Here is a 24,771-nt window from a genome sequence, read left to right on the forward strand (position 1 = left end):
GCATCATCAAATGCTTGGTATATTGAAGCAAACTAAATTACTTAAATTATTTCACGCAATGAAAAACTTGTATAAAACTAAAGTAACTACGCAGGGTGGACGTAATGGTCACACACGCAGTGAAGACGGTATTCTAGATATGGAACTAAAAAAGCCTGAAGGTCTTGGCGGCCCGGGTGGAGATTATTCTAACCCTGAGCAATTATTTGCTGCGGGATATTCTGCTTGCTACGGTAGCGCATTGGAACATGTGGCTAAAAAGCACAAAGTAGATCTGGGTGATTATAGCGTTACTGCAACGGTAAAGCTTGGTCAGACAGATTCTGGAAATCTTCAACTTTCAGCTATTCTGGATGCCTACATTCCTGGAGTTGATGTGGAGACAGGAGAAAAACTGGTAAATGAAGCTCACGAAGTTTGTCCTTACTCAAGAGCGACAAGAGACAATATCGATGTTACTCTTAATCTATTATTAGACGAATAATATTGATCGAATTTAATTTATTGAAGAGGTGCCCATGGGCGCCTCTTCTTGTTTTATAGGTACATTCACACTAATGTCGTCCCAGGCTAAGGTCATATTTACAAATTCACCGTTCTTTTCAAAAAGGATAGTGAATTGTTCCAAGCTTGTATTTATTTCCTCTACCGGTCTTTCCAGAACTAAAGAATCAAATTGTGGATCTCTATAGGCTTCCTTATCCAGGTTGATGCCCCAGGGATACATTTGAGAGTTAAAGATGACCTTCCAGCTTTTTTCCATAGGAATGGTCCATAAAGTATATTTACCGGCCTGAAGTATGCTTCCGTCAACCATAATGTCTTCATTAGTTTCAAAAGTTGTTGCCTCATTCGCACCTGTTCGCCAGACTTCGTTATAAGGAACCAAATTTCCGAAAATCACCCTGTCTTTTTTATATGGTCTGTTATAGAACACCTCCAGTTTTAGATCATCATCTTCAAAAGTTATGGTATCCTCAGGACTGTGGGCTTTAGTGGTATATCTCATAATAAGCATAAGCACAAGACCTAAGAAGAGTATTAGACCTCCAATTGTCAAACCTATTTTCAAACTTCTTTTCATAGCATTATTTCATTATCTGGAAATATTTCAAAAATTTGGCCATAACGCTTTAAATATGCGATTATTATCTTTAAATGTATGAATATGAAATGAATTTGAAATTTTTTTCAGAATTTTTGCAACGCGCGACTTTTAGTCTCGTCTTTAAAGTGAACTAACCCATCAAAAACCAATTACATTGATACAGCATAAGCTAATAGAAGCTTGTAAAGAGAACAGCCGGCGGGCTCAGTTGCAGCTGTACAACAAATATTGTGACGGGATGTATTATGTGGCATTACGATTTATGAAAGACACGATGGAAGCTGAGGATGCGATGCAGGAAGCTTTTATAAAAGCATTCGCCAAATTACATCAATTTAACGGAGAGGTCACCTTTGGTGCCTGGCTTAAAAGGATCGTCATCAATAAATGTTTAGACAAGCTGAAAGCAAAAAAACTGGAGCTGGTTGCGATTAACGAGCAAACACTGGGAACGGTGGAAGATGAAGAGAACTGGCAGGTAGAAGATGGTGTAAGTCTAGAGGAAGTGAAAAAGAAAATGGAAAACCTTCCTGAAAAATATAAATATCCTTTGATGCTATATCTGGTAGAAGGCTATGATCATGAAGAGATAAGCGAGATCCTGAATATAACTCAGGTAGCTTCAAGAACATTAGTACACAGAGGGAAAAAGAAATTACAGGACGAATTAAAAACATTGAGCAATGGGACAGGATATTAGAGAAATGTTTCGAAATAACGAGCATTTAGATAGAGAAAAGCTTAGAAAAGGTCATCAGAAAAGATTTGAGGCCAGACTAGAGGAAGAACTTCCGGCAAAGAAGAAGAGAAATTATTCCAGTTTTCTTCAGATAGCCGCGATCCTTGTGGTTGCCTTGGGAATAGGAGCTTTCTTCTTGTTCAATAATTCTGATTTGTCGGTACAGGATGGCAATCAAATAGTTGATGCACCTGTTGAAGAGAAAGCGAAGGAAGAAAATACTCCTGGTACAGAATACAGGTTTAGCGACGTTTCCCCTGAATTTAAAAAAATTGAAGATTACTATATGGCAAGTGTGAATATTCAGCTTGCGAAACTGGATATGACGCCAGAGAACAAAGAACTTATAGATGCATTTATGAAGAAGCTGGAAACCCTGAACGAAGAATACATAGCATTGAATGCTGAAATTCAGGAAACCGGTGTTAACGAGGAAACAGTTGAGGCGATGATCGCGAACTTACAGCTAAGACTGGATCTCCTTAAGAAATTGAAAACAAAGTTAAACGAGATTAAACAATCAAAAGACAACAGATATGAGAACTATCAAGCTTAAATATGTGATACTGTCACTGCTTTTTATCACAGCTGGAAGTTTTGCTCAAACTAAAAAATTAAGCAAAAACTATAAGACTTCTTCAGATGTGAATGTAGAACTCGATTCCCGACACACAAATATCATCATTGAGAACTGGGATAAGAACGAGGTGCAAATTGAAGCCTATCTTGAAGGAGATACCGGTGACAAGGAAATGACAAAAAAGCTTCTTGATTCCTGGGAACTTGAGACTTCATCGTCGAATGGAAAAGTGAGAATAGAATCTGGAGGAAATACGAACTGGAACATGGATATGAATATGGACATGGATCTAAATATGGCTCAATTACAGGGATCGCTATCAGAATTACCGGAAATGCTGGGACCGTTAATGGAAAATCTAGTTGGTCCTATTCTTAACAATATTGCTGAAAATCCACTTCCGCCAGGTTTTGCTGAAGATATGCAGGGTATGAAATTCGACTATGAAGCTTACAAGAAAGATGGCGATAAATACCTGGAAAAGTGGGAGGCAGATTTTGAGAAGAAGTTTGGTAAGGAATACGAGGCCAAAATGGAAAAATGGGCTGAAAAAATGGAAAAAAATTCTGCCAAATGGGAAAAGGAATATGAAGTGAAAATGGAAGCCTGGGGCAAGGATTTTGAAAAGGATATGGAAGCCTGGGGAGAAGAATTTGGAAAGAAAATGGAAGCCTGGGGTGAACAATTCGGGGAAAACTTCGAAGCCCAGATGGAAAAGAATGGTAATCGTGTACTCATTATGGAAGACGGGAAGGGTGTGAAATCTAAAAAGACCATTAAGATCAAGCTTCCAAAAGATGCAAAATTAGAGCTGAATGTTCGTCACGGTGAACTTAAGCTTGGAAGTACCATAAAAAACCTGAAAGCCGACTTATCTCATAGTCGGCTTTCAGCAAACCGAATCATAGGTAAAAATACGAATGTAAAAGCTTCATATACGCCGGTTAAAGTGGCATTCTGGGACTACGGTGTTCTTTCTACTGAATTCGTAAAAAATTGTAATATTGATAAGGCAGTAAGTATTAAATTGAATTCAAATTCCAGTGATGTGGTGATCAATGAACTTCAGAAAACTGGAGTTTTAACTGGTTCTTTCGGGAAACTGGACATTAATAATCTTGGTGCTGGATTTGAGAATTTAAATATCAGCCTGGAAAACAGTGAACTTGAGCTAAATGTGCCAGATACAGCGTTTAATTTCAGCTTTAATGGGATGCAAAGTTCAATTAAGCACCCATCTAATCTAAAACTGAAATCAACAAAATCTTATGATAATGAGATCCTTAACGGCTATAATAAATCCAGGGAAGGAAACTCCAATATCACTATAAAGGCTAATTTTAGTGATGTATTGATAAATTAAAACTTAGCCATTACATTTGACTTTCTTAAGTTGAAAGTTATGCAGAGTTTTTCTGAGTTTTTATCTGAATTGACCACAGGTTTCACTCCGGTAATAGGAGGGGATTACAGTCACAAAGATTATACTTATATAGATCTTTCGGAGAATAACCGGGATCTCTTAAAACTTGAGGTTGCTTCTTCGGAAGCATTTTCTATTTTCATTTCTGAATTCTTAAGAAACAGAGAAGCTACAGCTGCCTATGGTGGATATAATGAGTTGAGAACTTTATATAATAGAAGTCAGCTTTTTAATAATTCCGAAGCAAATAGGAATATTCATATAGGATTGGATGTCTGGGTGCCGGAATTCTCAGAGATCATTAGTCCGCTTGATGGTAAGATCCATAGTTTTCAGGATAATGACAATTTTGGAGATTATGGCCCAACAATAATCCTGGAACATAATCTTCATAACAGAAAATTTTACACGCTTTACGGGCATCTTTCCCGGAAATCACTGGACGGCCTTATAGCAGGTAAAGAGGTGAAAGCAGGTGAAAAAATTGCCGAATTGGGGGATTTTAATGAGAATGGTGATTACGCACCGCACTTACATTTTCAGATAATGGAGGATTTGCAAGGCAAGACAGGAGATTATCCAGGTGTGGTAAAAAAAGAAGATCTGGACATGTATTTAAAAAACTGCCCAGATCCTAATTTACTTCTCAAGATCTAAAAGATCTATTTTCTAATGATCTTATTTTTTCTTCACGAAATACGCAACTATTGCTGAGGTTACAACACCTACTACTAATGCAAAAAAGAAAGATTGTATGATATAAGAGGTGAGGTTAAAATATTCTTCAGCAGCTTCTTTAGACATTGCGCCTTTTTCGACAGTAAAAGCTATTACATTTTCAAAATAATCTGGCGTGATAAATTCGTGAGTAATGTATTGTGCCAGCGGTGATAAGATAGCCACAACGATACTTATAATAATTCCTGAAATAAATCCCTGGCTCCAGGTCATTTTTCCGTGGAAGAAATTCTTGCGTTTATCTAAAAGGGCAAGAACATAAATTATAATGGCCACGATGGCGAAAAGGTTTGTATAGATCGCATGTTGAGCAATATTTTCATCATGCCAGCCAAGACCTTTTTCAAGAAACATCCAGATTAGAGATACAATGCTGAAGATGATTCCCCATTTGATTTCTATGGCAAATTTTTTCATTGATAGGTTTGATTAGTTTGCGATGTTAAAATTACTAAAATTCTATTAGCGGCAACTACAAACAAAAAATCCCGAATAAAATATTCGGGATGTGATGAAATTTCTTGATGAACAATTAAGCGTCTTCATTCAGTTTTTTGGTGGCGAAGAATCCTGCAAATAATCCTAGACCTGCCATTAGGAAAATTGTTCCCGGATACACGATATCTTCATTTACTCCAAGGCTTGAGCGTAGAATTTCAGCCAGAAATATCCCAACACCAATACCAACTAAAAGCAACGCAAGATTGATAACAATAACTTTCCAGATTGGTGTTACGCTTTTCTTTCTACTATAGAAAATACTTGCATCTGCTCCTTTATCTATAAGAGCAAGTCTTTCTCGATTTCTTGCAGTGATGTACAAATAAAATATTCCGAAGATAACCCCGAAAATGATTGGCATAATAATTACTTCTGATCCCATGATTTCTTAGTTTTTAATGTGAAAATAATGTTCGTTTGCTATTAGGACGCCACGATCTCTTAAGCGGTTACAAAAAAGTGTAAATTTATTTTAGAAATTATTTGTAACCAATCCTTTCAATAGGTCGTCATAAGTAATAATGAACACGAATACTGACCAGTTTTTGATCGATAAGGTCCTTCAAGGTGATACCAATGCCTTTGGAGAACTGGTAGATCGTTATCAGAATTTTGTGTTTACAGTGGCGATAAGAGTATTGAAAGTTACCGAAGAGGCCGAGGAAGTTGCCCAGGATAGTTTTATAAAGGCCTATGATTCTTTATCTACTTTTAGAGGAGATTCAAAATTCTCAACCTGGTTGTATAGGATCGTTTATCATAAAAGTCTGGACAGGATTAAGATGAATAAACGTCACAGAACCTATGAAATAATAGATGAGATCACAGATGATAGTTTGGATCATATCGAGAATGGGCTGGAATTCATGCTTAGTGAAGAACGAACTGGTATCATTAAAAAATGCATAGCTCTTCTTCCCGAAGATGATGCGGCAATAATAAGTTTATATTATTTTGAAGAACAATCTGTAAAGGAGATTTCAAAAGTTACAGATCTAACGGAGGATAATATTAAAATCAAATTGTATCGTAGCCGGAAAAAATTATTTTCGTTATTGGAGGGATACATTAAACCTGAAATATCAAGTAAAAATGGAAAAGCAATTTAGCAGAGAAGACAGGCTTATGAAGAAGTTGCTGAATGAAGCAGGAACAGAAAAACCTTCAGCAGCTTTCAAGAATAATATAATGGCAAAGCTAGAGGCGAGGAATTTGGTGATTAGACCTTACGAACCATTGATCTCTAAAACTGGATGGATATTAATTGCTGTTTTTGTAAGCATTACCATGAGTATCTTATTTTATCTGCATTCGGATATCTCGTTAAGTAATCATATCAATTTCAATTTTATGAAGAAACTTAATTTTCCAAAAATTGAAATGTCGAGAAACATGCAATATGCGATTGCTTTCGTAGCGCTTTTCTTTTTACAGATACCTTTTTTAAAAAGGTTTATGGACAGGGAATATCGGTTGTAGTGATTATTTCAAGTTTAGATTGGTAATCTTTAAACATCACCTGAACTTAATTCAGGGTCTCAGGAGAAATGCTGAATCAAGGTCAGCAAAACGGTAAACATTGGATTCTAAAAAATCAGAATAAAAAAATCCTGAAGCTATAAACTTCAGGATTCTTAATTTTATAAGACATATTAATGTCTATTCATCTACAAGCACCCAATCTCCTTTGTCTAAAAGCGGAATGGCTTGTTTGAATTTCATTGTCTTGTTCTCACCACTCATCACGTTTTTAATAGTGACCTTATCGTTCCTTCCAATTTTTGGACGGTCTCTAGTGATAGTTTCGGTGATCTCTGGTTGTTGACGCTGGGTGTTTCCTGCAGCTCTGCTTTGAGCGGCTCTCTCATCCATATTAGGAATTTCTTCCTTCTTAGTCTCAACCTTTTCTTTTGATTTTGTTTGACGGGCTTCGTGAATGTTAGGAGCTCCACTTGAAGGAATCTCTCCCTTGAAAAGGAAAGACATCACATCTCGGTTCACATTTTCTAACATCACTTTAAATAATTCAAAGGCCTCAAACTTATAAATAAGTAATGGATCTTTCTGCTCGTGAACAGCTAACTGAACACTCTGCTTCAACTCATCCATTTTTCTTAAGTGTGTCTTCCAGGCGTCATCAATGATCGCTAGAGTGATATTCTTCTCGAAATCCTTGATCAGCTGTTTACCTTCAGTTTCGTAAGCTTTTTCCAGGTTAGTAACCACGCTTAGCGTTTTGGTACCATCTGTAAATGGAACAGAAATTCTTTCGAAATTATTACGCTCATCTTCATGCACCTGCTTAATTACAGGGAAGGCACGCTCTGCATTATGAGACATTTTCTCGTCATAATGCTTATAAGCAGCTTTATATACTTCACCTGCAAGCTTTTGAGAATTCATCTTTTTGAATTCTTCTTCAGTTACAGGAGAACTCATTGCGAAATTCCTGATCAATTCGAATTCAAAATTCTTGAAATCCTCTGCCGCTTTATTTGTTTCAGTTATAGATTCTGAAATATCAAAGATCATATTCGCAAGGTCAACTCTTAGTCTTTCTCCGAATAATGCATGATAACGTCTCTTATAAATTACTTCACGCTGAGCATTCATAACGTCATCATATTCAAGAAGTCGCTTACGCACTCCAAAGTTGTTCTCCTCAACTTTCTTCTGAGCTCTTTCAATTGACTTTGAAATCATAGAGTGCTGAATAACTTCACCTTCTTCAAGACCCATACGGTCCATTAGTTTGGCGATTCTTTCAGAACCGAATAAACGCATCAGGTTATCTTCAAGAGAAACATAGAACTGAGAACTTCCAGGATCACCCTGACGACCCGCACGACCTCTTAACTGTCTATCTACACGTCTTGAATCATGTCTTTCTGTACCAATGATCGCAAGACCACCGGCATCCTTAACTTCCTTACTTAATTTAATATCGGTACCACGACCCGCCATGTTGGTTGCGATCGTTACAATACCAGATTTACCAGCTTCCGCAACAATATCTGCCTCTTTTTTGTGCAGTTTCGCGTTCAGCACGTTATGCGGTACATTTCTTAGTTTCAGCATTCGGCTCAGTAATTCTGAGATCTCAACTGAAGTTGTACCGATTAGGACTGGTCTACCAGCATTAGAAAGATCTGTAACATGGTCAATTACCGCGTTGTATTTTTCTCTCTTGGTTTTATAAACTAAATCTTCTTTATCATTTCTGGCGATTGGCCTGTTGGTTGGAATTTCAACAACATCCAATTCATAGATCTCCCAGAATTCCCCAGCTTCTGTTACCGCAGTACCCGTCATACCAGATAGTTTGCGATACATTCTAAAGTAATTCTGAAGGGTTACGGTTGCAAAGGTTTGAGTAGCATCTTCGATCTTTACATTTTCTTTCGCTTCAATAGCCTGGTGTAAACCATCACTATATCTACGACCTTCCATGATACGACCTGTTTGCTCATCAACGATTTTTACTTTATTGTCTATCACCACATATTCAGTGTCTTTTTCGAATAAAGTATAAGATTTTAGCAACTGGCGAAGCGTATGAATACGTTCACTCTTTACGCTATAATCTCTGAATAGCTCTTCTTTCTTTTCAGCTTCATCTTCAGGTGAAAGATCTTCTTTTTCGATCTTCGCGATCTCCATCCCAATTTCCGGCATTACGAAGAAATCCGGATCATCCTTTCCAGAAAGAAATTCAATTCCTTTGTCTGTAAGATCTATCTGGTTGCTCTTTTCTTCAATAGTGAAATATAGCTCGGCATCAACCTTTGGCATTTCACGATTATTGTCCTGCATATAGTGATTCTCGGTCTTCTGCAGTAATTGCTTTACACCTTCCTCACTAAGAAACTTAATAAGCGCCTTATTTTTTGGCAATCCACGATAAACTCTCAATAATTGGAATCCACCTTCTTTGGTGTCACCTTCTTTTATAAGTCTTTTGGCTTCAGCCAGAACTTTTACTAAATATTTACGCTGAACCTCTACAATATTTGCAATTGCAGGTTTCAACTCCATAAATTCGTGCGTATCACCTTTTGGAACAGGTCCTGAAATAATAAGAGGTGTACGGGCGTCATCTACAAGAACCGAATCCACCTCATCCACGATCGCGTAATTATGTGGTCTCTGTACCAGGTCATCTGGCGCATGAGACATATTATCTCTTAGATAATCGAAACCAAATTCGTTATTGGTTCCATAGGTTATATCTGCATTGTAAGCTTTTCTTCGTGCAGCAGAATTTGGGCGGTGATAGTCTATACAATCTACGCTTAAACCGTGAAACTGAAAGATTGGAGCCATCCATGCGCTATCACGCTTTGCCAGGTAATCGTTAACCGTTACCAGGTGAACACCATTTCCACTAAGCGCGTTCAGGTACATTGGAAGGGTTGCAACTAATGTTTTACCTTCACCCGTTTGCATTTCAGCGATCTTACCCTGGTGCATGGCAACACCACCAATTAACTGAACATCATAATGAATCATATCCCAGGTTACCGGCTTACCGGCTGCATCCCAGGAATTGTTCCATATCGCATAATCATCTTCAAGATTTACATAATCCTTCTCTGCAGAGATCTCTCTGTCAAAAGATGATGCTTTTACTTTAAGCTGAGTGTTATTTACAAAGCGTTTTGCAGTTTCCTTTACGGTGGCAAAAGCTTCAGGAAGAATATCGTTAAGAACGCCTTCAGATATCTCGTAAGATTTGTCTTTTAAAGCATCTACTTCTGCATAGATATCTTCCTTTCGGGTGATATCGTCAGTTTCATCTGCTTCTTTATTAAGCGCTACAATTTTATCTTTTACTTCTTTGGTTGCTTCAGCGATCTTCGCTTTGAATTCAGAAGTTTTTGCTCTTAATTCATCAAGGCTGAGGGCCTCAAATTCAGACTCAAGAGCCTTTACTTTATTTACTATTGGTTGTATTTCTTTTACATCTTTCTTAGACTTATCGCCTACGAAAGCTTTTAATACAGAATCTAAAAAACTCATGCTGGTTTTTTTATTTAAACGGGTTCAAATTTAAGCAAAAAAAAAGCCTCATGAATGAGACTTTTCCCTATTTTTTGCGTGTTGTCAATTTAATATTCATCCTCATTCCAGAGGTAATCTTCATCGGTTGGATAATCCGGCCAGATCTCCTCAATAGAATCATAAGAGTCGCCCTCATCCTCAATAGCCTGCAAATTTTCAACTACTTCTAACGGAGCTCCGGTTCTAATGGCGTAGTCAATTAACTCATCTTTTGTTGCCGGCCAAGGGGCATCACTTAAATAGGATGCTAATTCTAAAGTCCAATACATTGATTAATCGGGTTTTAAATTTTGGCAAAAATAATTTTTTTGCCTTAATAGCCAAGAAAAAAATCTATTATTTATACAATAATGATAAGAACATAATAATTTCTACTATTCTTTGCAATTTTCGCAAAGGTTTTTTTAAAATTTAGAAGTAATCAGGATTTTTTTGGGATCCATTGAATTTCTTCAGCTTGTAGTTGTTTAGTCAACTTCCGTGCCAGCACAAATAGGTAGTCTGAAAGTCGGTTGAGGTAGATGAGAACCTTCTCTTCAAACTCTTCCATGTCATATAAAGCGCTGGAAAGTCTTTCGGCTCTACGGCAAACGCAACGGGCTATGTGACAGAATGACACGCTCTGGTGACCTCCGGGAAGGATGAAGTGTGTCATTTCCGGTAGCTCTTCATTCATTTTATCAATTTCCTGTTCCAGCTTTTCAATGTCTTCTTCAGAAATCTTCGGAATATTCAATCGCTCTTTTCCATTTTTCAAAGTAGCTTTTTCAGGATCGGTAGCTAAAATGGAGCCGATGGTAAAAAGCCGGTCCTGAATTTCAGTAAGAAAGTCTTTGGTATGTTTATCTGTATTCTGATCTCGTAAAAGGCCGATATGAGAATTTAATTCATCAACGGTTCCGTAACTCTCAATGCGTATATGGTGCTTTGGAACTCTTGTTCCTCCAAATAATGAGGTAGTTCCTTTATCACCGGTTTTGGTGTAAATTTTCATCTATAGATTTTAGAAGCCTAAAGTTACAAAGATTAGCGGGGAGAGGAAAGTATTCAGCCAATTATGGCCGATTAAAATCTATATGGAATCTGATTCTCGCTCCTGTTTTCTTTCCATATATCTTCTACGGAAGTTTTTATTCTTTCTTTCCTTTTTCAACCTTTTGGTTCGGCGTGAATTCCAAAGGAAATAAGCTAAGAAAACTGCGATGATACTAAGATAAATCCAGGTCTCCTGGTCCAGATCGATCATTATTAGTGTTTTATAAAATCTAAGATAAGAAAATTGAAATAATAATTCAATTATGACTGACTAACTACAGTTTTTCTTTCATCCCTTTCTACCATTCCATCTTTAAGACGAATGATCCTGTGGGCATGTTCAGCGATATCTTCTTCGTGAGTTACCAGGATAACTGTATTGCCGGCAGCGTGGATTTCATCAAAAAGATTCATGATCTCTACTGAAGTTTTGGAGTCAAGGTTTCCTGTAGGCTCATCGGCAAGGATGATAGAAGGTTTATTTACCAAAGCTCGGCCAACTGCAACACGTTGTCTTTGTCCCCCTGAAAGCTGGTTTGGTTTATGATCCATTCGGTCACCAAGACCAACGCTTCTCAAAACATCTTCAGCTCTATCTTTACGTTCGGTTTTTGATGCACCTGCGTAGATCATTGGAAGAGCAACATTATCTAATGCCGTAGTTCTCGGTAAAAGGTTGAAAGTCTGGAAAACGAAGCCAATTTCCTTATTTCTGATTTCAGCAAGCTCATCGTCACTCATCTGGCTTACATCTTTTCCATTCAAAATATAAGAACCTGAAGTAGGAGTATCCAGGCAACCAAGAAGATTCATTAAAGTTGACTTTCCAGAACCTGATGGTCCCATAAAAGCAACATATTCACCACGTTCAATATCCAGATTAATTCCTTTTAAAACCTTTACAATTTCCTGTCCCAAAGGAAAATCCCTGGTGATATTGCGAATCTCGATTACTTTGCTCATTCAGAATAAATTTTCAACTGTATGACGTGAATTTAGTTTTTTTGTTACACCCGAATCCTAAAATGCTGTTTTACCTGTTCTTTTCTGAAAAAGATCAAGCCCCATTGAAAAGTGTCAATGCTTACTTTGACATCCGGATGAGATTTAATTTCTTCCCAGGCTTTCTCCATGCCTTTAGACCAATGGATGTCATCAAAAATGAATACGGAGTTATTATGAGCGCTTGGAAGCAATTTTTGAAAATATTCCAGAGTCGGCTGTTTTTGGTGATTTCCGTCGAAATAGATCAGATCAAATTTTTCATCATTTTTTGAGATCTGATCAATTTCAGGATCAAACCTTCCACTTTTAAGATTAATATTTTCAAGCTCATATTTGTGGAATTGATGTTTCGCGATTTTTGCAGTCTCAGGACAGCCTTCAATTGTTCTAAGCCTGGTTTTTTTACTGGCAGCAATTGCGGCAGATGCGATTCCTAAAGAAGTACCCAATTCTAAGGAATTTTCAATCTTCAGATATTTGGTGAGTCTGTAAAGTAACTTCGCTCTGTGTAATGTGATGCCTGCATTTCTGGCGATTGAGAATATGGGACGTTGGTCTGATTTAAAAACTCTACTGCCGGCCCCAAAATCTTTGACTTTTATTTCTTTCTTATTTCCCAGAAGATCATTTCTGTAATTTTTTATGAGATCATAGGCTTTGTGATCAGTTTTATCATAAAAACATTTAGTAACCAGGTCATAAACAAAAGGGGAATGAAGCCCATGCTGGTTCTGAGATTTTAATAAGAAATTGAAATATGCCTTAGCCTGGAAGTACACGTTTTAGGATTCTAGTTTTTCCATCAGTTCAAACCATCTTTCGGTTTTGGACTCAATATTATTTTCAATCTCTTTTAGCTTGACAGAATTTTCAGCGATCTCATCACCATCCAAGTCTTGAAGAAATCGCTGCTGAACCTCTTCTTTTTTCTTTTCCAGTTTCGCGATCTCCTTCTCCAGTTTGCTGAATTCTTTCTTTTCATTATAACTTAAAGAAGGCCCGGAACCACTGGATTTATAGTCTTTTTTCTCTTTTTTCGAGTCTGAATTATCTGAAATTGATTTTTCAGCCTTTGGTTTGGAAGATTCATATTCCCTATAATCGGTATAGTTTCCAGGGAAATCTGTCACTTCTCCTTTTCCTTCGAAAACGAATAGGTGGTCGGTGATCTTATCCATAAAATAACGATCATGAGAAACAACTATAATACATCCAGGAAAATCCATTAGAAAGTTTTCCAAAACGTTCAGAGTCAAAACATCTAGGTCGTTCGTAGGCTCATCGAGAATAAGAAAGTTTGGATTCTGAATCAGCACGGTACAGAGGTATAATCTTTTCTTTTCACCACCACTAAGCTTCTCAACGAAATCGTATTGCTTTTTCCTACTGAAAAGAAAACGCTCTAGAAGTTGCTCCGCTGAGATTTGTCTGCCTTTTTTAAGCGGAATATAATCTCCAAATTCCTTGATGACCTCTACGACTTTTTGTCCTGGTTTTATCTTGATTCCCTTCTGAGTGTAATACCCAAACTTAACGGTTTCCCCAATCACGATTTTTCCAGTATCAGGTTTTAGATTTCCTGTAAGCATATTCAGGAAAGTGGATTTTCCTGTCCCGTTCTTTCCAATGATTCCTAGCCGTTCACCTTTTTGAAAAGTATAGCTAAAACCTTTCATCAATTGCTTTCCACCTAGTTCTTTTGAGATATTATGGATCTCGACGATCTTACTGCCCAGGCGTTCCATATTGAGCTCCAACTGAACTTTATGATCTTGACGACGCTGACTAGCACGATGCTTAATCTCGTGAAAATCCTCAATCCGGGATTTAGATTTGGTGGTTCTTGCCTTAGGCTGACGTCGCATCCATTCCAGCTCTTTTTTGTAGAGTTGCTGGGCTTTATCGGTATTGGTAGCTTCAAGCTGATGTCTTTCCCCTTTCTTATCGAGATAATAAGAGTAGTTTCCCTTGTAAGTGTAAAGTTTACCGTCTTCAAGTTCGATGATCTCGTTACAAACTCTCTCTAAAAAGTAACGGTCGTGAGTGACCATAAAAATGGTAAAATCCTGTTTCCTAAAATATTCTTCCAGCCACTCGATCATATCCAGGTCAAGATGGTTTGTGGGCTCATCAAGAATTATAAAATCAGGCTTTTTAAGAAGCATTCTGGCTAGGGCAAGTCTTTTCTTCTGTCCGCCGGAAAGGTTTTTAACAACGGCCTGCAGATCTTCAAGGTTTAGTTTGTAAAGGATTTGTTTGAATTCAGTTTCAAAATCCCAGGCATTATTCGCCTCCATGGCATCCATAGCTTTTTGAAGAGTATCGACATCATCAGGATTTAATAAGGCTTTTTCGTATTGTTCTACAATCTTAAGCGTTGGATTCTCGCTGGAAAAGATACTTTGCTCGATAGTAAGTTCAGGATCTAGATCTGGCTCTTGAGATAAAAAAGCTACACGAATATCATTTCTATAGATCACCTGACCTTCATCGGGAGAATCGGTTCCTGCGAGGATATTCAACAAGCTTGTTTTTCCGGTACCGTTCTTCGCAACGAAACCAATCTTTTGATCCTTATTTATTCCGAAGCTTATATTTTCAAATAGTCGGCGTTCGCCATAAGATTTGGCTATATTTTCTACTGAGAGGTAATTCACTTAAAGTAATTTGAGTGCAAAATAAAGAGAAATTCTTTGGTTTATTTTATTATTAGCCTGTAAAAACTATATTTGTTAAAACAATGTGAAGCCCTCTATGCGATTTAAATCCTTTTTGTTTTTATTCGCTGCAGTACTAGCCTTAACCTCATGCGTATCTACAAAACAAATGTCCTATCTTCAGGAAAATGAGAAAGATGTAGACAGCGTTATTCAGGTGCAGAGACTGCGCAAACCTTACCGTATTCAAACCGGTGATCTTTTAAGTATAAGAGTGAAAGCTCTTGATCAGGATATTGTGGGTATGTTCAATCCAATTGGAAGCGAAAATCCAAATGCCACCACAGAAGAGGCAGTGTATTTTGACGGATTTACCGTAGACGACCACGGGAATATTAGAGTTCCCACCATGGGGGAGATCAATGTACTTGGCTTCACTGAAAAGGAAGTTCGGGAGAAAATAGAAAAAAAATTACTGGAAGAATATTTCAAAGCAGAGGCCAATATATTCGTTACCGTAAAACTGGCCGGTATTCGTTATACTACTCTTGGAGAGATAGGAGAGGGTAGTCGGGTAATCTATAAAGAACAGGTTACCATTATGGAAGCTATAGCCAATGCCGGAGGAATCACAGAATATGGGGATAGAGAAAACGTACAAATTATTCGGCAATATCCACAAGGAGAGGAGGTGCATAAAATAGATGTAACAAGCATTAATGCTCTGAAGAGTCCTTATTACTATATACAGCCCAATGATATGATCGTGGTGAATCCTTTGCCTAGAAAAGCTTTAGGTCTTGGTACAACCGGGCTTGAGGTATTTAGAACTGTCGTAAGTCTTGTAACTTTGGCAACATCGATCTACTTTTTAACTACTAGATAATGGCAAATGAAGATGATCATATATCAGATGTAGGTTCAACTTTCGACTTTAAGGGTTTTATTCTTAAGGTTATAAGTTATTGGAAATTAATTCTGCTTTCAGTAGGAATAAGCCTTGCAGTAGCCTATTACAATAATGTACGCAAACTCCCCGTCTATCGACTAGGAAATACCATTTCAATAAAAGATGATCAAAATCCATTCTTTACTTCCAATACCAGTTTAACTTTTAATTGGGGAGGTACCTCTGATAAGGTAAGCACTGCTATGACTATTCTTCATTCAAGATCACATAATGAAGAGGTAGTAGAAAAGCTTCAGTTTTATATTAATTATCTGGAACAGGGAGAATATCAACGAGTAGATGCTTATGGCTTTACTCCTTTTAAAGTAATTGCAGATACAAATACATTCCAGGCTAATAATGTCACCATGGAAATTAGAATGGTCGACGAAATCACCTATAATATTAGTGCGAAGATACCGGCGAATTTAAATCGTACAAACTATACCACTAAGGAAACTGATAATAGGACTGTAGAAGCCAGAGATTTCAATAGGAATTATAAAATGGGAGATCATGTTAATTTACCCTTTTTCTCAGGCTATTTACAAAGAACCTCCAATTCCTTAAATGCTGGAAAGACATATTATATAAATTTTATACCTTTTAACTCTGCTGTAGGTAGATATAGAGGTGTGAATATTGCTCCTCAAACCCAAGGGTCGTCTGTTTTAAATCTAAGTCAGACCGGTCTAAATAAAGCCAGGATCGTTGACTACCTTAATGGTTCGGTAAGGGTTCTGAGTGAGAATATGTTGGAACGAAAAAACCTTTTTGCGACAAAGACCATTCGTTTTATAGACAGTAGCCTGGCGGTGCAAGCAGCGCAATTAAAGGAGGTTGAGAACGAACTGAACGATTTCCGAAATGAAAACTCTATAATGGACATTTCAGCTGAGAGTGGCGAAATCTCCGGTAGACTTGCTGAACTTGATCTTAAGAAGGAACAGATAAGGAGAAGGCTTTCGTACTATGACAACCTTGAAACCTATTTGCAAACAAGGACTGATTATTCTAATGTACCTGCACCATCGGTGGCGGGAATTGATGAGGGAAGTATATCTTCAGGGGTTAACAAAATTATTCAGCTGGCAGAAGAGCGACAAAATTACCAGTATACTTTAAAGGAAAACTCACCGGTATTTGATGATATAGACAGACAGATCAATTCTGTAAAGTCTATTTTAATAGAAAATATAGCCAGTTCAAAAAGTTTAATACGTACTGAGCTTCAGGATGTCAATTCAAGGATTGTGAGACTGGAGAAAGAGATACGTAAATTACCACAAGAGGAGCAGGATCTTTTAAAGATACAGCGTAAATATGCGATCAATGAGAGAACCTATAATATGTTCCTGGAAAAACGAAGTGAGGCCGGATTGATCAAGGCGGCGAATGTAAGCGATGTTCTGGTTATTGATGAAGCGAAAGATACGGGTGGAGGTAGAATAGGCCCCGATACCCAATTAAATTACGTAATGGCTACGATGGTAGGAGGCCTTATTCCGCTTACTTTTGTTTTTTTACTGGTCTTTCTAAATACCAATATCCATAACGCCCAGGAAATAACCAGGCTTTCTCCGATTCCAATATTAGGTTTAATTGGAAGAAATAAAGGGGATTCAAATCTGGCCGTTTTTAATTCTCCAAAATCATCTATCTCAGAAAGTTTTAGAGGCCTAAGGTCCAGTCTGCAATTTATGTATAAAAGACAAGGCGTGGTGGGTTCTAAGACCGTTATGATCACCTCATCGGTTTCCGGGGAAGGGAAAACTTTTTGTGCAATGAACCTGGCCACAGTTTTTGCACTTAGCGAAAAGAAGACAGTGCTCGTAGGGGTGGACCTTCGAAAACCTAAGATATTTGATGATTTTGAATTAAATAATGATCTAGGTATCGTCAATTACTTAATAGATCAGGCAACTTCAGAAGAGATCATCCAAGAAAGTAAAATTCCTTATTTGGATGTTATTACTTCAGGACCTGTGCCTCCGAACCCATCTGAACTTTTATTAACCAAAAAGATGGATGATTTGATTGAGGAGTTAAAAAAGGAATATGATTATATCATTCTTGATACCCCGCCTATTGGAATGGTTGCAGATGCACTGAATTTGGTTAAACATGCTGATGCAACTTTATATCTGGTAAGGCAGGATTATACCAAGCGTGGAATGCTGGAAACAATAAATCAGAAATACGCCAAAGGAGAAGTGAAGAATATAAGTTTCGTTTTAAACCATTTCGTACATAGTGCCAAATACGGCTATGGGTATGGTTATGGCTACGGCTATGGGTATGGCTATGGGTACAACCGCTATGCAAAGGGTTACTATGGTGCTGCTCCTACTAGAATTTCACAGCTTAAAGCATCCTGGAAGAAATTTATGAGAAATTTCGAATAGAAAAATTTTATATAGAGAGTAATTGGGCTGCATTGATCCACTGCCATATGTGGAAGCTTGAATCCTGATCTCCTTTTAGGTAGTTATTCCATTCTTTTTCTATTGTTTTATGATTGAACCAGTGAGAGAAGTCAGAGTTTCTTAAAGTATTTAATTGTTCGGAAACAAAATCCCTGAGCTCATTTCCAAGCCATTCTCTTTGAGGTGTTTGCAGAGGCCTTTTCGGTGTATTTGTAATTTCAGGAGGTACAATATCTTTTATCAACTCACGCAAAAGATGCTTTTGAATATTTCCTTTTATTTTAAAATGATCAGGCTGTGCGAAAGCAAATTCCACCAGTTTGTGATCCATAAATGGCTCTCTTAGTTCCGTGCCACAACGCATTGAAATTCGGTCGTTGAATCTTAATGCCCTGGGAATTTTAGTGTAAAAGAGATCTCGAAATTGAAGATTTTGCAGTTTGTTCTTAAAAGGCTCAGGGTATATAGGTTTATCAGAAAACCTCAAAAGATCCTCTGAAAGACAGTTCATTTTAAATGTAGAGCTAATTCTATTCTGGCCTTGAATTATCGAGGAAGACTCTCCCGAATAATAGTCATAACCTGCCCATTGCTCATCCATTCCCTGGCCATCTAGAAGAACCAGCACATTTTCTTCCCGGGCTTTCTCAAAGATCTTAGCATAGGCTATCGTTGGTATACCTCCGTATGGTTCATCCTGAAAATCACTTATTACCTCTGAATATTTTTCTACTTCAGAAGCTTTGAGAAGTACCTCGTTTAATGGATTTCCCGTAATATCTATCATCTTTTTTACCCATGGCAACTCATCATAATCTGAATTTCCAGTATAGAATGTATAGGCCTTAATCTGATCGCTCTCATCATAAAAGTTTACTAAAGCAAGTAATAAAGAGCTGTCTACACCTCCACTAATATTGAAGCCTACTTCAACATCAGATCTAAATCTTAGTCTAATACTATCTTTTAATAAACTGAGATATCTGAGTTTAGTATCCTCAAAATCATCGGTAGTTTTAATTTGACTGACGTTACTCATAAAATCGTACCATTGATCTATCTGTAGCTCCCCATTTTTAAATGTTAGAAAGTGACCTGCGGGTAATTGATAGATATCCTGAAAAAATGTTTCATCAGGGAGGCCATAGGAGCCATAAGCAAAATAGTTTGCCCAGACTTTAAGGGAAGGTTCATTTGTACCTGAAACAGCTTTCAATGTTTTTATTTCGCTTGCAAATAAAAATTCCTTCGATCTTTTCCGGTAATAAAAAGGTTTGACGCCAAATCTGTCCCTGGCAGCAAAAAGAGTTTTATCGTGGTGATCCCATATAGCAAACGAAAACATTCCATTAAGTTTATAAAGACATTTCTCACCATGTTTTATAAACGCCGCCAGAAGAACCTCGGTGTCCGATTGAGTTCTGAACTGGTAAAAATGCTTTAACTCCTCTCGAAGTTCTTTATAGTTATAAATCTCTCCATTAAAGATCATGGAATACCTACCTGAAGGATCATTAAAAGGCTGATTAGCATAAGGGCTAAGGTCAATGATAGAGAGACGATTATGGCCAAGAAATGCATATCCCGGGTCTTTATAAAAGCCGGTATGATCGGGACCGCGATGCTTCTGAACCTGCAGCATCTTTTTTAGATCTTCTTCACGATCAAAAGGTGAAACTATTCCAGCGATCCCACACATTAAATTTTATTTTTTAAAATATCTTCCGCTTTTTTCCAGTCTTTCAGGGTATCAAGATTTACATAATTTTCGTCTTCATTTTCAATAAATCCAATATTTGTTCCGTATAAAGATCGCTGCTTTAAAAGTACTTCAGTTTTAGTAAGATAAACTGCTCCATCTCTAAAATAAGCAGCTGGAAGGCCCTGTCTTCTGGTAATTATTTCTCTTTCACCTGTTGCTAATTGAAGCCTTCCTTCTTTTTCTTCAAATATCCAGTGCGGGTTAAATTCGTCTGGGAGCTTTCTTACTGTGATCAATGAATCAAAATTTCCATTTATAAATTTTTCAATGGCCTCATCTATAAAATTTTCTTTTCGGAATGGGGTTGTGGGTTGCAATAAACAAACGGCATCAAAAACAATATTATCGTCCTTGAAATATTTCAGGGCGTGCAAAATTACATCAATACTCGGGGTCTCATCAAGTGCCAATTGCTCAGGGCGTACAAAAGGTACATCGAGCTTTATTTTTTTTGCAACAGATATGATCTCTTGGTTTTCGGAGCTCAGAATGATCCTGGATAATAATTCTGATTTTTTTGCAGACTCGAAAGTGTATTGAATTAAGGGTTTAGTGCCCAGAGTCTTGATGTTCTTGCCAGGAATCCCTTTGCTTCCCCCTCTTGCAGGGATGATACCTAAAATGTTCATTAAGCTTCTTTTTAACACTTATAACCCTCAGGTTAATAAGCAATAGTTTTATTGTAAGTCAATTCAATTTCGGCGAGGATATTCGCTATTTTTTTTCCGGAATCTCCGTTGCCATAGAGATCAGAAGAAGGAAAATGCTCCTGAGAAATCGCCTTTTTCAGCCCCTCTTTAATATCTTCTTTAGAATAAGATACATCCTTTACATTATCTGCCCTGGACCTACGATACTGGCGATCACCAATATTTATCACTGGCACACCCAAGTAGCTACATTCTCTTATTCCTGCGCTTGAGTTGCCCACTAAGGCTTTTGAATTTTTTAATAGCTTTAAAAAATCCAAAGGTTCCATATTCTTGAAAAAGTGGATATTTTTTGGCTTTTGTAATTCCCTATAGGTTCTGATTCCGTTAGAAGTGCCATCGGAACCGGCGTCTACGTTGGGCCAGAACCAGAAAGCGGGATAACCGATGGAGTCTACAGCTTTTAATGTTTCAGTTATTTGTTCTTTAGCCAGACGGTATTCGGTCGTAACCGGATGTTGCATCACCACTATATAACCTTCTTTCCAACCGATTTGCATTCCTACTCCACCATATTTCTGAATAGGATCAAAATCAAGTTCAGGATTTTCCAGAACTCCTTTTGCCAGGTCGATCGAAGGACATCCTGTATTGATTACCTTGCCGGGTTCCTCTCCCAGTTTAATTACTCTTTGCTTTGCATCTTCAGTGCTAACCAAATGAATATCGGCAAGTTTAGAGTTTGCATGTCTTACTTTTTCATCGATATTGCCGGTAACCTCACCTCCTTGAATGTGAACTAAAGGTATATTTTGATAGGCCGCGGCAATAGAGGTCGCAATAGTTTCAAAACGATCTGCAATGGTAACTACGGCATCCGGATTAAGGTTGTAGAACACATTGGTTAGCTCCATCACTCCAATACCGGTAGTCTTGGCCATGGTAGTAGGATTCTCACCTTCCAGAACCATAAAAACCTTAGCAGCGATTTCAAAACCATCTTTTTTAATAAAGTCGACTGCATTTCCGTATCTGTCCAATAGGGCAGAACCCGCGATAACTAATTGTAATTCTAAAGCTGGATGGGCCTGTATTGCACTTAATGCAGTCTTGATTCTGCTATAGGAGGGGCGTGCAGTTATGACAACGCAGATCTTTCTTCGACTCATCATTTAATTTTGTCAGACTAAAATATGAAAAATATATCGCCAGCATCTAAAAATGTCTATTTTTGGTTCTAAAGCCTTAGGAATGGACAAAAAAAGAATTCCCTTATTTTATTGGAGTGAAATAAAGTTTATTTATAGAGAAAAGGAGAATTATGGTGATCTACTCTCTAAATACATCGTTGAACAGATTAGTGGTAGAAAAGTGAAATTTGTACAACCTAAAAAGCAACCATGGTACCGAAATGATAAGAAAAGTTTACTGGCTATAGGTAGTATTATTCACCATGCAGATAGGAACAGCATAGTATGGGGTAGCGGTATAATAGATCACAAGCAGCCTGTAGCTAAAGCTAAATTTGAAGCAGTACGCGGCCCAAGAACTCGGAAACATCTTTTAAGTCTTGGCTACCAATGTCCCGAAGTATATGGTGATCCCGCTATTCTCTTACCGAAGTATTATATGCCAGAGATCGAAAAAAAATATGAAATAGGTATAATTCCACATTACCATGATTACGCTATGGCTATGGAGCTTTTTAAAGATATCCCCGAGATCTTAGTAATCGATCTGCTTACTTTAGATATAGAGGAAGTAACAAATAAAATTCTAACTTGTAAAAAAACATTATCTTCCTCTTTGCATGGGCTTATTGTTTCGCACGCTTACCAAATACCGAGTCTTTGGGTGGAATTTTCAGATAAAATTTTTGGAAACGGGGTAAAGTACCTAGATTATTTAGAATCAATTGATTTGCCTCTTTATAAGCCCGAAAAAATTTTCCGGAAATTGCAGGTTGAAGAAATGCAATTTTTATTTGAAAATAACTCCTGCCTGCCAGAAATAGAAAAAATGAGAATACTTCAGGATAATTTGATAAGAGTCTGGCCTTTTAAATAAAGTTTTTCTGTAAAATTATGAGGGATCAAAACCAGAAAAAAAATAAAGCTCATTATAACAAAATTTACTCTCGTTATAATATTCATAATACTCTCTATTGGTTGAAAAACCTAGATTCTTTCCTGAATACTGCCACAACAACTGAAACCAGCTGGTTTGCTTTGTATCTGAATGATTTTCGAAATAGATTAAGAGGTAAAAAAGTACTCGAAATGGGTTGTGGTGATTGTGTAAATGCAGCCATCATGGCTGGTCTTGGTGCCGAGGTTTATGCGAATGATATTGCAACTTCCAGTGGAGAAATTATAAAAAAGTTGAATGAAAACTATGAGTTTCAGAATCCAATTAAGTTTGTAAAAGGAGATTTTTTGAAGAATGAACTCCCTGCAGAAAGTTTTGATTTTGTGATAGGAAAAGCTTTTTTGCATCACCTAGAGATTCCCGTTGAGGATAAGTTTTTAAAGGAGACCTATCGGCTTTTAAAAACAGGGGGTGAGGCACGATTTTTTGAACCTGCAGTTAACTCTAGATTACTTGATGAGATTCGCTGGCTTATCCCAGTTAAGGGCAGACCTTCAAAATTAGACCGAAAAGCATTCCGGGAATGGAGGGAAAACGATCCTCATCCAGACCGTAGTTTTAGTTCCAGGCATTTTGAAAAAGCAGGAAGTAAATACTTTGAGGAAGTAACAATAGTTCCAGTTGGTACACTAGAGCGTTTCAGTAGATTTTATAAATGGGGAAAAAATAGAAACTCTTTTAAAAAATGGGCTTTAAAATCGGAGATATATATTCCTGGATTCATTAATAAAGCATTAACCCGTAGTCAATTAATAATATGTAAAAAAAAGCTCTAAATTGGTTCATTGGATTTTGTATCAATAATTTTCTTATAAAAACGAATATTTTGATCCAAAACAATTTCTTTAGAAAATTTTTTGATCACCAGGTCTCTGGCAGCTTTTCCCATTCGTAATGCCATATCTTTGTTCTCCATAAGATCTAAAATTTTCTTTCCAAATAAGCTGTGGTTTTTTGGATAGACCATGAATCCTGTTTCTCCATTTTGCATTACCTCTTTTGCCCAACCGATATTGGAAGTCACAAGTGCCTTTTCCATAGCCATAGCTTCTAGCCAGGTCATTGGGAGAGCTTCAGCGAAGCTAGGCAGCCCAATCACTGCGGCTTTAGAGATTTGCTGTTTCACCTCATTATAAGGGAGATTACCAGTCCATAATACATTATTCCTGGCTTTTTCAGTTAAAATTTCTTCAAATAGAATTCTGGTGGATCTTTGGGTTTTAATATCTATAACGTCCCTGCCTACCATGATGAGGCGTATCTTCGGGTTGCACTTATGTACAATGTTAAATGTATGAGCTAGCTCTAGCAACCCTTTTTTTCTAACTATACTACCAAAGTATAAGATAGTATGAGGTGTTGGCTCATCCTCAAATGGTTTGAATGCATCTATATCTATCAAATTTGGAATCACCATGATTTCTTTTTTTAATCTAAAAATTTCACGAGTTTTAAGAGCAGTGAAATTGCTTACAGAGATCAGATGATCTGCATGCTTTAAGGCCATTTTTTCAAACCAAAAGTTCTTTTTCTTCTGAGGCCTCCCTTCCAATTGACAAAAGTAGGAATCGCTACCATGCATTCTTATAATCAATGGACACTTTAATCTTATAAAAGCTGTTATACCTGTCCAATCTGGTGCTTCAAGGGCAGAGATCTTTTCTTTTTTTATAACTCGGTTTAGATAAGATTCCAGATACTTGCGATAGCGGTACCAGCCAAAAAACTTATATTTTATTTTTCTAATAAAATATAAGTTTATACTATTCTCCTTTACGATAAAGTCTTTTTCCTGCCCAAATATAAAAATAGTAACCTGAATGTTACTCTTGGCCAACTGCTCTGCCAGGTTTTTTATACTGGTACCCAAACCGCCCGAAGGGGTAGATTGAGAGTGCGGGTATTCGGGAGTAAGAAACGCGAGATGCATAAGATTTTGAACAGTGATTAGTGATTTACAGTGGAGCTTAAAGTTTTTTCTTTTTACAT

General features: G+C 37.3%; 25 protein-coding genes. 11 read left to right on the forward strand and 14 right to left on the reverse strand.

Annotated elements, in window-relative coordinates; all coding sequences use genetic code 11:
* Nucleotides 1–58 precede the first annotated feature (58 nt).
* A complete protein-coding gene (locus tag RE431_RS03360; RefSeq protein ID WP_309560538.1) occupies nt 59–484 on the forward strand; it encodes an organic hydroperoxide resistance protein in 426 nt (141 codons plus the stop codon).
* 12 nt (nt 485–496) lie between these two features.
* Here the strand turns inward: RE431_RS03360 and RE431_RS03365 are convergent, their stop codons facing one another.
* A complete protein-coding gene (locus RE431_RS03365; RefSeq protein WP_309560539.1) occupies nt 497–1,084 on the reverse strand; it encodes a DUF2911 domain-containing protein in 588 nt (195 codons plus the stop codon).
* Nucleotides 1,085–1,262: 178 nt separating this feature from the next.
* Between RE431_RS03365 and RE431_RS03370 the strand changes: the two genes are divergently transcribed.
* Genes RE431_RS03370 through RE431_RS03385 form a run of 4 tightly spaced genes read left to right on the forward strand, consistent with a single transcriptional unit; the run spans nt 1,263 to nt 4,507 of the window.
* On the forward strand, nt 1,263–1,808 hold the full coding sequence (locus RE431_RS03370; protein ID WP_309560540.1) for an RNA polymerase sigma factor: 546 nt from the start codon (nt 1,263–1,265) through the stop codon (nt 1,806–1,808).
* Nucleotides 1,792–2,403, forward strand: a complete 612-nt coding sequence (locus RE431_RS03375; protein WP_309560541.1) for a hypothetical protein — start codon at nt 1,792–1,794, stop codon at nt 2,401–2,403. The genes RE431_RS03370 and RE431_RS03375 overlap by 17 nt, the downstream gene beginning before the upstream one ends.
* A complete protein-coding gene (locus RE431_RS03380; protein WP_309560542.1) occupies nt 2,384–3,790 on the forward strand; it encodes a hypothetical protein in 1,407 nt (468 codons plus the stop codon). Before RE431_RS03375 ends, RE431_RS03380 begins: the two co-directional genes overlap by 20 nt.
* 39 nt (nt 3,791–3,829) lie before the next feature.
* Nucleotides 3,830–4,507, forward strand: a complete 678-nt coding sequence (locus tag RE431_RS03385) for a peptidoglycan DD-metalloendopeptidase family protein (RefSeq protein WP_309560543.1) — start codon at nt 3,830–3,832, stop codon at nt 4,505–4,507.
* A gap of 21 nt (nt 4,508–4,528) precedes the next feature.
* Here the strand turns inward: RE431_RS03385 and RE431_RS03390 are convergent, their stop codons facing one another.
* Nucleotides 4,529–5,005, reverse strand: coding sequence for a DUF4199 domain-containing protein (locus RE431_RS03390; RefSeq protein WP_309560544.1), 477 nt, complete (start codon nt 5,003–5,005; stop codon nt 4,529–4,531).
* A 115-nt stretch (nt 5,006–5,120) separates the two neighbouring features.
* Nucleotides 5,121–5,471 (reverse strand): DUF6249 domain-containing protein, encoded by a 351-nt coding sequence (locus tag RE431_RS03395; RefSeq protein WP_309560545.1) that lies wholly within the window; start codon nt 5,469–5,471, stop codon nt 5,121–5,123.
* 139 nt (nt 5,472–5,610) lie between these two features.
* On the opposite strand from RE431_RS03395, the gene RE431_RS03400 reads away from it, so the two are divergent.
* Together RE431_RS03400 and RE431_RS03405 are read left to right on the forward strand one after the other, a co-directional pair.
* The gene (locus RE431_RS03400) at nt 5,611–6,198 is read left to right on the forward strand and encodes an RNA polymerase sigma factor (RefSeq protein WP_309560546.1); all 588 of its coding nucleotides are present in this window, start codon (nt 5,611–5,613) and stop codon (nt 6,196–6,198) included.
* Nucleotides 6,182–6,568 (forward strand): hypothetical protein, encoded by a 387-nt coding sequence (locus tag RE431_RS03405; protein ID WP_309560547.1) that lies wholly within the window; start codon nt 6,182–6,184, stop codon nt 6,566–6,568. Before RE431_RS03400 ends, RE431_RS03405 begins: the two co-directional genes overlap by 17 nt.
* Before the next feature lie 180 nt (nt 6,569–6,748).
* On the opposite strand, the gene secA is transcribed toward RE431_RS03405, so the two are convergent.
* The 7 genes from secA to RE431_RS03440 all read right to left on the reverse strand — a co-directional run bounded on the left by secA (nt 6,749) and on the right by RE431_RS03440 (nt 14,847).
* Nucleotides 6,749–10,108, reverse strand: a complete 3,360-nt coding sequence (gene secA / locus RE431_RS03410; protein WP_309560548.1) for a preprotein translocase subunit SecA — start codon at nt 10,106–10,108, stop codon at nt 6,749–6,751.
* An 89-nt stretch (nt 10,109–10,197) separates the two neighbouring features.
* Nucleotides 10,198–10,419 (reverse strand): DUF2795 domain-containing protein, encoded by a 222-nt coding sequence (locus RE431_RS03415; protein WP_008272287.1) that lies wholly within the window; start codon nt 10,417–10,419, stop codon nt 10,198–10,200.
* Nucleotides 10,420–10,571: 152 nt separating this feature from the next.
* Nucleotides 10,572–11,144: a cob(I)yrinic acid a,c-diamide adenosyltransferase gene (locus RE431_RS03420; RefSeq protein ID WP_309560549.1), complete on the reverse strand. Its 573-nt coding sequence runs from the start codon at nt 11,142–11,144 to the stop codon at nt 10,572–10,574.
* Nucleotides 11,145–11,222: 78 nt separating this feature from the next.
* Nucleotides 11,223–11,396: a hypothetical protein gene (locus tag RE431_RS03425; protein ID WP_309560550.1), complete on the reverse strand. Its 174-nt coding sequence runs from the start codon at nt 11,394–11,396 to the stop codon at nt 11,223–11,225.
* 50 nt (nt 11,397–11,446) lie between these two features.
* Nucleotides 11,447–12,148: an ABC transporter ATP-binding protein gene (locus tag RE431_RS03430; RefSeq protein ID WP_309560551.1), complete on the reverse strand. Its 702-nt coding sequence runs from the start codon at nt 12,146–12,148 to the stop codon at nt 11,447–11,449.
* Between the two features lie 44 nt (nt 12,149–12,192).
* The gene (locus RE431_RS03435) at nt 12,193–12,969 is read right to left on the reverse strand and encodes an O-methyltransferase (protein ID WP_309560552.1); all 777 of its coding nucleotides are present in this window, start codon (nt 12,967–12,969) and stop codon (nt 12,193–12,195) included.
* A 3-nt stretch (nt 12,970–12,972) separates the two neighbouring features.
* Nucleotides 12,973–14,847, reverse strand: a complete 1,875-nt coding sequence (locus RE431_RS03440) for an ABC-F family ATP-binding cassette domain-containing protein (protein ID WP_309560553.1) — start codon at nt 14,845–14,847, stop codon at nt 12,973–12,975.
* A 97-nt stretch (nt 14,848–14,944) separates the two neighbouring features.
* On the opposite strand from RE431_RS03440, the gene RE431_RS03445 reads away from it, so the two are divergent.
* Nucleotides 14,945–15,733 (forward strand): polysaccharide biosynthesis/export family protein, encoded by a 789-nt coding sequence (locus RE431_RS03445; RefSeq protein ID WP_309560554.1) that lies wholly within the window; start codon nt 14,945–14,947, stop codon nt 15,731–15,733.
* On the forward strand, nt 15,733–18,201 hold the full coding sequence (locus RE431_RS03450; RefSeq protein WP_309560555.1) for a polysaccharide biosynthesis tyrosine autokinase: 2,469 nt from the start codon (nt 15,733–15,735) through the stop codon (nt 18,199–18,201). The genes RE431_RS03445 and RE431_RS03450 overlap by 1 nt, the downstream gene beginning before the upstream one ends.
* Nucleotides 18,202–18,208: 7 nt before the next feature.
* Here the strand turns inward: RE431_RS03450 and asnB are convergent, their stop codons facing one another.
* The 3 genes from asnB to neuC are packed head-to-tail and all read right to left on the reverse strand — an operon-like array spanning nt 18,209 to nt 21,803.
* Nucleotides 18,209–19,921, reverse strand: coding sequence for an asparagine synthase (glutamine-hydrolyzing) (asnB, locus tag RE431_RS03455; RefSeq protein WP_309560556.1), 1,713 nt, complete (start codon nt 19,919–19,921; stop codon nt 18,209–18,211).
* A complete protein-coding gene (locus RE431_RS03460; RefSeq protein WP_309560557.1) occupies nt 19,921–20,613 on the reverse strand; it encodes an acylneuraminate cytidylyltransferase family protein in 693 nt (230 codons plus the stop codon). Before RE431_RS03460 ends, asnB begins: the two co-directional genes overlap by 1 nt.
* Nucleotides 20,614–20,645: 32 nt before the next feature.
* Nucleotides 20,646–21,803, reverse strand: coding sequence for a UDP-N-acetylglucosamine 2-epimerase (neuC, locus tag RE431_RS03465; RefSeq protein ID WP_309560633.1), 1,158 nt, complete (start codon nt 21,801–21,803; stop codon nt 20,646–20,648).
* Between the two features lie 82 nt (nt 21,804–21,885).
* Here neuC and RE431_RS03470 point away from each other — a divergent pair, with 82 nt between their 5' ends.
* Together RE431_RS03470 and RE431_RS03475 are read left to right on the forward strand one after the other, a co-directional pair.
* Entirely contained in the window at nt 21,886–22,701 is an 816-nt protein-coding gene (locus RE431_RS03470) for a polysaccharide pyruvyl transferase family protein (protein WP_309560558.1), read from the forward strand.
* A 17-nt stretch (nt 22,702–22,718) separates the two neighbouring features.
* Nucleotides 22,719–23,558 carry a class I SAM-dependent methyltransferase gene (locus tag RE431_RS03475; protein WP_309560559.1) on the forward strand — a complete coding sequence of 280 codons (840 nt, stop codon included), beginning with the start codon at nt 22,719–22,721 and terminating at the stop codon, nt 23,556–23,558.
* Here RE431_RS03475 and RE431_RS03480 read toward each other — a convergent pair.
* Nucleotides 23,555–24,712, reverse strand: coding sequence for a glycosyltransferase family 4 protein (locus RE431_RS03480; protein WP_309560560.1), 1,158 nt, complete (start codon nt 24,710–24,712; stop codon nt 23,555–23,557). The genes RE431_RS03475 and RE431_RS03480 overlap by 4 nt on opposite strands.
* Between the last annotated feature and the right edge of the window lie 59 nt (nt 24,713–24,771).

Source organism: Christiangramia sediminicola (assembly GCF_031344135.1).
GTDB lineage: Bacteria > Bacteroidota > Bacteroidia > Flavobacteriales > Flavobacteriaceae > Christiangramia > Christiangramia sediminicola.